Annotated in this window: 1 protein-coding gene; it reads left to right on the plus strand. The window is 74.6% G+C overall.

Going from position 1 to position 8,998, the window contains the following annotated elements:
* Positions 1-196 precede the first annotated feature (196 nt).
* Positions 197-8,998 (plus strand): type I polyketide synthase (locus ACFXPL_RS21765; RefSeq protein WP_384921903.1); only part of this gene is annotated, 8,802 nt, incomplete at its 3' end.

An 8,998-nucleotide genomic window follows, 5' to 3' on the forward strand; every position in this document is an offset into this window, starting at 1 on the left:
CCGATTCTGCCACCCCCTATTGCCCTGACCAGGAATACAGGGCGCCCGCCGACCGAGCGCTGTGGTGTACCCCGGCCTTTAGGGGGTGCTTCCGTGGTTTCCGTTTCGGTAGCGTCCGATCACGGAGAAAGCGGGCGTGATTTCACGGATCGGCGGTCTGCACGTCGATCGCGGGTCTGAAAGGTTGAGGACACGGATGTCAGCTGGCTACGACGGTGAGTCCGGAACGCGGAACACGGATCCGATCGCGATCGTCGGAATCTCGTGCCGGCTGCCGGGGGCAACGAGCCCTCGACAGCTTTTCCAATCGCTCCGGTCGGGGACCGACAGCATTTCCCGTATCCCCGACGGCCGGCTCGATGCCATGCCGGACTATGACCCCGAGACGTTTCCGGCTGCCGGGTTGCGCGGCGGTTTCCTCGACTCCGTGGACACCTTCGACGCCGATTTCTTCGGCATCTCCCCGCGCGAGGCGGCGGCGATGGATCCTCAGCAGCGGCTCATGCTCGAACTGGGCTGGGAGGCGTTCGAGGATGCGGGCATGGCGGCCGACCGGTTCCGGGACACCACCACAGGCGTGTTCGTCGGCGCGATCGGCGGTGACTACGCGACCGTCGTCCACGACCAGGGGCCGGCGGCGCTGACCCCCCACTCCCTGACCGGCCTCCTCCGGGGCGGCATGGCCAACCGGGTCTCCTACGCCTTGGGGCTGCGCGGCCCGAGCTTCGTCGTGGACTCCGGCCAGTCCTCGTCACTGGTGGCGGTGCACCTGGCGGCGGAGAGCATGCGCCGGGGCGAGTGCGGGGCGGCCCTGGCCGGTGGCATCAGCCTCATCCTCACCGCCGAGGGCACCCTCGCGGTGGACGGCGCGGGCGCCCTGTCGCCCGACGGGCGGTGCCACACCTTCGACTCCCGGGCCAACGGCTACGTCCGGGGCGAGGGCGGCGGCGCGGTGCTGCTGCGCTTCCTCTCCGACGCCGTGGCCGACGGCGACCCGGTCTACTGCGTGCTCGCGGGCGGCGCGGTGAACAACGACGGCGGCGGGGCGGGATTCACCGTCCCCGACCAGCGCGGCCAGGAGGCGGCGCTGCGGCTCGCCTATCGCCATGCCGGGTTGCGGCCGTCCGACGTGGACTACGTCGAACTGCACGGCACCGGGACCGCGACGGGCGACCCGGTGGAGGCAGCCGCGCTGGGCGCGGTCCTCGGCTCCGCCCGGCCCAAGGGATCGCCCCTGCGCGTCGGCTCGGTGAAAACGAACATCGGCCACCTGGAGGGCGCGGCGGGGATCGCGGGCCTCCTCAAGGCGGTGCTGTGCCTGCACGGCGCCGAGTTCGTGCCCAGCCTCAATTTCGAGACACAGGGCCCCCGCGTCCCGCTCGACGCGCTCAACCTCCGGATCCAGCTCGACGCCGAGGAGTGGAACACCGCGGAAAGCGGTGCGGGAGAGGGCGACACCGAGGAACGGAACCCCGGGCGACCGCGCGTGGCCGGGGTCAGCTCCTTCGGTATCGGCGGCACCAACTGCCACCTGGTGCTCGCCGAGTACGCGCCCCGCGCCGCCGGTGACACCACCGCCGACGACGGCGCCGCGTCCCAGGAGGCCCCCTCCCCCGCGGCCCAGGACGCCCCCCTCGCCTGGGTCCTCTCCGGCCGGACCCCGGACGCCCTGCGGGACCAGGCGGCGGCACTGTCCGCCTGGCTGGCCCGGGAACAGGACACCTCCGCCGCCGACGTGGCCTTCTCGCTGTCCACCACGCGCACCGCCTTCCGCCACCGCGCCGCCGTGCTCGGCTCCGACCGCGCCGGACTGCTCGACGGCCTCGCCTCGCTCGCCGACGGCGCCTCCGCCACCGCGCTCGTACAGGGCGAGGCCCCCGACACCACCGGGCCCGTGTTCGTCTTCCCCGGTCAGGGCACGCAATGGGCGGGCATGGCCCTGGAACTGATGGAGTCGTCGCCCGCCTTCGCCCGTGCGCTCGCCGAGTGCGACGCCGCCCTGCGCCCGTTCGTCGAGTGGTCGCTGCCCTCGGTGCTGCGGGGCGAGCCCGGCGCCCCCGGCCTGGACGGGGACGACGTCGTCCAGCCGGTCCTGTTCGCGGTCATGGTCTCGCTGGCACGGTTGTGGACGGCGTGCGGTGTGCGGCCGTCCGCCGTCGTGGGCCACAGCCAGGGCGAGATCGCGGCGGCCGTGGTGGCGGGCGCGCTCTCCCTCGACGACGGTGCCCGTGTCGTCGCCCTGCGCAGCCGTGCTCTCGCGCGGCTCGCCGGGCACGGCGGGCTGATGGCGGTCGCGCTCCCCGTGGAGCGCACCGAGGAGCTGCTGCGGGAGTGGGGTGACGAGCTCTGCGTCGCGGCCGTCAACGGCCCCTCGTCCACGGTGGTCGCGGGCGCCCGCACGGTGCTGGACGAGCTGACCGCTCGCTGCCGGGAGGAGGGCGTACGGGTCCGGCGCGTGCCCATCGACTACGCGTCGCACTCCCCGGCCGTGGAACGGATCCGGGACGAGATGTACGAGGCGCTGGCCCCCGTCGTCGCCCGGCCCGCCACCACGACGATCGTGTCGTCGGTGACCGGGGAGGCCATCGAGGGCACCGAACTCGACGCGGACTACTGGTACCGCAACCTCCGCGGGCCCGTGCGCTTCGACACGGCGGTACGCCGCGTGCTCGACGCCGGGCACCGGGTTCTCGTCGAGGTCAGCCCACACCCCGTGCTGACCGTCGGGATGGCCGAGACCGTCGAGGACCACGGCGTGGAGGCCGAGGTCCTGCCGACGCTGCGCCGCGACGACGGCGGCTGGCGGCGTTACCTCGGCGCGCTGGCCCGGGCCCACACCCACGGTGTCGCCGTCGACTGGCCCGCCGTGCTCGCCGCGCACCGGCCCGCCAGGGTCGCGTTGCCCACGTACGCCTTCCAGCGTCGCGTGCACTGGAGCGACGGCGGTACGGCCACGTTCCGTCGGTCCTCGGCGGTGCCCGGGCCGGCGTCCCTGGCCGGCGTCCCCCGCGAGGATCCCCGCGCACGGGACGACGACGCGACCGGCGCCGGCCCGACGCTGCGCCGGCGGCTCGCGAAGCTGACCAGGGCCGGCCGGCGGCAGGCCCTGGTGCAGCTCGTACGGGAGGAGGCGGCCGTCGTCCTCGGGCACGACGGGCCCGACGGTGTGCTGCCCGCCCTGACCTTCCGGGAGCTCGGCTTCGACTCCGTGCTCGCCGTGGAACTGCGCGACCGGTACGCCTCGGTGACGGGTCTTCAGCTCCCCACCGGTCTGCTGTTCGACCACCCCACGCCGGATGCCGTCGCCGACCGGTTCGCCGCGCTGCTCGCGGAGGGCGGGACCGACGGCGGGACGGAGGGTGGGACCGCCGCGTCGGGCGCTGTCGCCCGGGCCGTGGACGACGATCCGATCGCGATCGTGGCGATGGGCTGCCGGCTGCCCGGAGGGGTGCGGTCCCCGGAGGAGTTCTGGTCGCTGCTGACCGACGAGGGCGACGCCGTGGCCGGGTTCCCCACCGACCGGGGGTGGCGGCTCGACCGGCTCCCGGACGCCGTCCCCCGCCGGGGCGGATTCCTCTACGACGCCGCGGACTTCGACGCCGCCCTCTTCGGCATCTCCCCACGGGAGGCGGCGGCGATGGACCCCCAGCAGCGGATCCTGCTGGAGACCGTCTGGGAGACGTTCGAACGCGCCGCCGTCGACCCGGCCCGGCTGCCCGACAAACGCGTCGGCGTGTTCGTCGGGGCGATGTCGCAGGACTACGGGCCCCGGCTGCACGAAGCGGGCGAGGACTCGCGCGGTCACGTCCTCACCGGCACCACCGCGAGCGTCCTCTCCGGCCGCGTCGCGTACGCGTTCGGGCTCGAAGGCCCCGCCGTCACCGTCGACACCGCGTGCTCCTCGTCGCTGGTGGCCCTCCACCTCGCCGCCCGGTCCCTGCGCGAGGGGGAATGCGGCCTCGCGGTCGCCGCGGGCGTCACGGTGATGGCCAACCCCGGGATCTTCGTGGAGTTCGCCACCCAGCACGGAATGTCGCCCGACGGCCGCTGCAAGGCGTTCTCGGCGGCGGCGGACGGCACCGGCTGGGCGGAGGGCGCGGGCGTCCTCCTGCTGGAACGGCTCTCCGACGCCCGGCGCCGGGGGCATGAGGTACTCGCCGTCCTGCGCGGCAGCGCGGTCAACTCCGACGGCGCGTCGAACGGACTGACCGCGCCCAACGGGCCCTCCCAGCAGCGGGCGATCCGCGACGCGCTCACGTCGGCGGGGCTCGCGCCCGGCGACGTCGACGCGGTCGAGGCACACGGTACGGGAACGGTGCTGGGCGATCCCATCGAGGCACAGGCGCTGCTGGCGACCTACGGACAGGAGCGGGAACTGCCCCTGTGGCTGGGCTCGGTCAAGTCCAACATCGGCCACACCCAGGCCGCCGCGGGCCTGACCGGTGTCATCAAGATGGTGCTGGCCATGCGGCACGCGACCCTGCCCAGGACCCTGCACGTCGACGAGCCGACCGCGCACGTCGACTGGTCCGAGGGCGGGATGCGGCTGCTGACCGAGGCACGGCGGTGGCCGGAGACCGGCCGGCCGCGCCGGGCGGGCGTGTCGTCGTTCGGCATCAGCGGAACCAACGCCCATGTCGTTCTGGAGCAGGCGGACGGGCCCGAGCCCGCCGGGCCCGCCGCCCCGATGGCGGACGCGCCCCACGTGCCGATGGTGCTGTCCGCGGCCGGGCCCGAGGCGCTGCGCGACCACGCGGCGCGGCTGGCGGCCGTGTTCGCGGACGAGGGCGTCCGGCCCGCCGACGTCGCGCTGTCACTGGCGACGGCCCGCACGGCGCTGCCGCACCGCGCCGCCCTCGTCGCCGGCACGGCCGAGGAGGCCCGGGCCGCGCTGGCCGCGCTCGCCTCGGGGGAGCCCTTCCCCTCCCTGTCCGTCGAGCGGGCCGGCGCCGACACGGTCGCGTTCCTCTTCTCCGGACAGGGCTCGCAGCGCCTGGGCATGGGCCGCGAGCTCCACCGGGCGTTCCCGGTGTTCGCCGAGCGGTTCGACGAGGTGTGCGCCGAGTTCGACGCCCTGCTGGACCGTCCGCTGGCCGGCGTGATCGCCGCGGAGGCGGACCTGCTGGACCGGACGGCCTACACACAGGCGGCGCTCTTCGCGGTCGAGGTCGCGCTCTTCCGGCTGCTCGAACACTGGGGCATCCGGCCCGACCTGCTCGCGGGCCACTCGATCGGCGAACTGGCCGCCGCCCACGTGGCCGGCGTGTGGTTCCTGCCGGACGCGTGCGCGGTGGTCGCCGCGAGAGGGCGGCTCATGCAGGCCCTGCCCGGTGGCGGCGCCATGGTCGCGGTGGCGGTCCCGGAGGCCGAGATGCGGACGCGGCTGCGCGAGGAATCCGCGCCGGTGGACATCGCCTCGGTCAACGGGCCGTCCTCCGTCGTCCTTTCCGGTGCCGAGGACGCGGTGCTGCGGGTCGCCGCCGAGTTCGCCGACCGTGGTGTGCGCACGAGGCGACTCGCCGTGAGCCACCCCTTCCACTCGTCGTTGATGGAGCCGATGCTCGACGGTTTCGCCGAGGTCCTGCGCGGGATCCGCTTCGCGGAGCCGAGCGTGCCGCTGGTGTCCAACGTCACCGGTGCCCTCGCCGGGGCCGAGATCCTCTCCCCCGAGTACTGGGTCCGGCACGTCCGCGAGAGCGTACGTTTCTCCGACGGGATCGCGGCGCTCCGTGCCGAGGGCGCCACCGTCTTCGTCGAGCTGGGCCCCGACGCGGTGCTGACCGGACTGGCCGAGGAGACCCTGGCCGACGAGCCCGGCACGGTGCTCCTGCCGGCGCTGCGCCGGGACCGGTCGGAGGTCCGCTCGCTGCTGACCCTGGTCGGTCGCCTGCACGCCAGGGGCGTACGGGTGGACTGGCCGGCCTACTTCGCGGGCACCGGCGCCCGGGGCGTGGCGCTGCCCACCTACCCGTTCCACCGGCAGCGGTACTGGAGGGATTCCGAACCCGCCGCCGGCGGTGCCCGGAGCACGGCCGACGACGAGTTCTGGGCCGCCGTCGACCGCTCGGACGTGGCGGGTCTGAGCAGTGCCCTCGGCGTGGACAGCGCCCAGTCGTTCGATTCGGTCGTACCCGCGCTGGCGTCCTGGCGCGCCGACCGGGAGCGCGAGGCCGCCACGGACGCGTGGCGGTACCGCGTGACCTGGCGGCCCGTCGCCCCCGGCGAGCGCCGGGCGGGCGGCAGTTGTCTGCTCGTCGTACCCACCGGGGACGGTATCGAGGGCCTTGTGGCGTCGGTCGAGGACGCTCTGACGGCCGAGGGCGTACGGGTGCGCCGGCTGGACGTCGACGCCTTCGCCACGTCAGGCGACGCCGCCCCGGCCGACGACGACGTACGGGCCCGGGTCTCCGGCCCGCTGCGTGGTGTGCTCGACGAGGAGCGGCCCGACACCGTGCTGTCGCTGCTCGCCTGGACCTCGGACGCACCGGCCGAGGCGACCACCGCCCTGCTGCGGGCCCTCGTCGACCTGGACTGCTCGGGCCGGCTGTGGTGTCTGACGCGGAACGCGGTCCACGTGGACGATCCGGCGGGCGGCGACCGGCCCGCGGAGGGCATCGCTTCCGCCCCCTACCCCGACCAGGCCCAGGTATGGGGGCTCGGCCGGGTCGCGGCCCTCGAACACCCCGCCCTCTGGGGCGGAGTCATCGATCTGCCCGACGACCCCGACGGCCGCGTCCTCGGCCGGCTGGGGCGGCTGCTGGCCCGCCCCGGCGACGAGGACCAGCTGGCCCTGCGCGGCTCCGGCGTCCACGCGAGGCGGCTGGTGCCTCTCGTGGCGGGCCGCCGCGACGCGGACGCGCTCTGGCGGCCCACCGGCACCGTCCTGATCACCGGCGGTACCGGGGCGCTCGGCACCCACGTCGCCCGGTGGGCGGTCCGGCTCGGCGCCGAGCACGTCCTGCTGACCAGCCGCGCGGGCCGCGAGGCGCCGGGCGCCGCCGACCTGGAGGCGGAGCTCACCGCCCTCGGCGCCAGGGTGTCGGTCGTGGCCTGCGACGTGGCCGACCGGGAGGCCCTGCGCCGTACGCTGGCCGCGGTCCCCGAGGACCTGCCGCTCACCGCCGTGCTGCACACCGCCGGAGTGGTGGACGACGGGCTGCTGGCCGACATGACACCCGACCGGCTGCGCGCCGTCAGCGCGCCGAAGGTCACCGGCACCCGCAATCTGCACGAGCTGACCCGTGACGCGGACCTGTCGGCGTTCGTGCTGTTCTCCTCCTTCACCGGGGTGATGGGCAACGCCGGCCAGGCCAACTACGCCGCGGCCAACGCCTATCTCGACGCCTTCGCGCGGCACCGGGCGGCCCAGGGCCTGGTCGCGACATCCGTGGCATGGGGACCGTGGGCGGGCGCGGGCATGGCGGGCCAGGACGCGGCCGCGCGCCGGATGCGGCGGCTCGGACTCGGTGATCTGGCGCCCGAGGCGGCACTGGACGTCCTGCACGGGCTGATCGGGCGGGCCGGCGCCCCGGCGACCGTCGTCGCGGACATCGACTTCTCCCGCCTGCTGCCCGCGCTCACCACCGTCCGCCCCGACCGCCTGTTCGCCGAGATCCGTCGCGGCAACCGCGACGCCGGGGCCGAACCCACGCGACCTTCAGCCTCGGCGCGCGACGGCCTGCGCGGAGAGCTCGCGGCACTGCCCGCGCCCGAACGCACCGCCCGCCTGGCCGCGTTGGTACGCGCACAGGCCGCCGCCGTACTCGGCCACGCCGTTCCCGAGGCCGTGGACACCGCCCGCGCCTTCCGCGACCAGGGCTTCGACTCCCTCGGCGCCGTGGAGTTCCGCAATCGTCTCGTGGGGCTGCTCGACCTCGACCTGCCGCGCAGCCTGGTGTTCGACCACCCCAGCCCGGACGCCGTGGCACGTCACCTCGCCGAGGACCACTTCGACGGCTCGGCCACCGTGCAGGCGCTCTCCCGGCCCACGGCGGTCACCGACGACGACCCCGTCGCGGTCGTCGCCATGGCGTGCCGGTTCCCCGCGGGCATCGCCTCCCCGGAGGACCTGTGGCGGCTGCTCACCGCCGAAGGCGAGGTGCTCGGCGACTTCCCGGCCGACCGGGGCTGGGACCTCGACGCGCTCTACCACCCGGACCCGGCCAATCCCGGCACCAGCCACGTCCGCGTCGGCGGCTTCCTGGACTCCGCAACCGAGTTCGACGCGGAGTTCTTCGGGATCTCGCCCCGGGAGGCGCTGGCGATGGATCCGCAGCAGCGACTGCTGCTGGAGGTGGCCTGGGAAGCGGTGGAGCGGTCCGGCATCGACCCTTCGTCGCTGCGCGGAAGCGACACCGGGGTGTTCGTCGGAACCAACGGCCAGGACTACGCGACCCGTCTGCGGGACGGCGCCGAGGACACAGAGGGCCACATCGTCACGGGGGTGGCCTCCAGTGTGCTGTCCGGCCGGGTCGCGTACACGCTGGGCCTGGAGGGACCCGCGGTCTCGGTGGACACGGCGTGTTCGTCGTCCCTCGTCGCCCTCCACCTCGCGACCCGGGCACTACGGAACGGCGAGTGCTCCCTGGCGCTCGCGGGCGGCGCCACGGTGATGTCCACGCCTGATCTCTTCGTCGGCTTCTCGCGGCAGGGGGGTCTGGCGGGCGACGGGCGGTGCAAGGCCTTCGACGCCGACGCCGACGGCACCGGCTGGGGCGAAGGCGTAGGACTCGTCCTCCTGGAACGACTCTCCCAAGCCCGACACAACGGCCACCAGGTCCTCGCCCTCATAGCCGGCTCCGCAATCAACCAGGACGGCGCCTCCAACGGACTCTCCGCACCCAACGGCCCCGCCCAACAACGCGTCATCCGAACCGCCCTCACCCAAGCCGGCCTCACACCCACCGACATCGACGCCGTAGAAGCACACGGCACAGGAACCACCCTCGGCGACCCCATCGAAGCACAAGCACTCCTCGCCACCTACGGCCAGAACCGC

The organism is Streptomyces sp. NPDC059092 (assembly GCF_042756365.1).
Taxonomy (GTDB): Bacteria; Actinomycetota; Actinomycetes; order Streptomycetales; family Streptomycetaceae; genus Streptomyces.